The sequence below is a fragment of the Chryseobacterium sp. 14P4.3.2 genome (assembly GCF_057799275.1).
Genome location: NZ_JBYOKO010000071.1, coordinates 1 through 598, shown reverse-complemented (window position 1 = coordinate 598; position 598 = coordinate 1). Strand labels below are relative to the sequence as shown.

The 598-nt window shown below is 42.1% G+C and carries 1 pseudogene; it reads right to left on the bottom strand.

The window, feature by feature from the left end:
- Window positions 1-598 (bottom strand): annotated as a pseudogene (locus AC27VX_RS23840) (RHS repeat-associated core domain-containing protein); the annotation flags it as partial.

Here is a 598-nt window from a genome sequence, read left to right as displayed (position 1 = left end):
TATTCGAACGTTTCGGTAATTACTCTTTCCTGGTCGGTATCTAAACGCTTATGTCTGGTAACAGTCATTTTAGGTGTGCCTGAAAAATCAAGCTGGCTCTCTGTTCCTGTATATCCTCCCAGATGGTTTACGGAATGAGTCCCTACTGCTCTTCCCCGGAAATCATAATAGAAATACGTTTTAGTCCAATTATCATCCTCTACATTCTTTACGTAAGAAGCCGTAGGCATTCCCTGAGTACTCACACTACTCGCTGCATTGATCACAGGCTGGTCTAAAATAACAGAAGGAGGAAACTTCTTAGTATCCCGAGGATAATTGTCATAATAATTAATGCTCAGAATAGTCTGCGAATCCGATAGAAAATTGTTCGTATAGTATACCATAATCCCAGGCCTGTTAAAACCGGAAGCAGTCTGCTCCTCTACAATATTCTGACTGCCGAGCTGGTTCTGCATCGTTTCACGGTCTCCACCAGATATAATCCCTGTGTAGGCCACGCGTCCAAATTTATCATATTTGGTAAAAAGCCACTGTCCTTTACCTTCCATAACCGTATCACGGGTAAGAATAAGCCGGTCTTGTTTGTCATAAACCA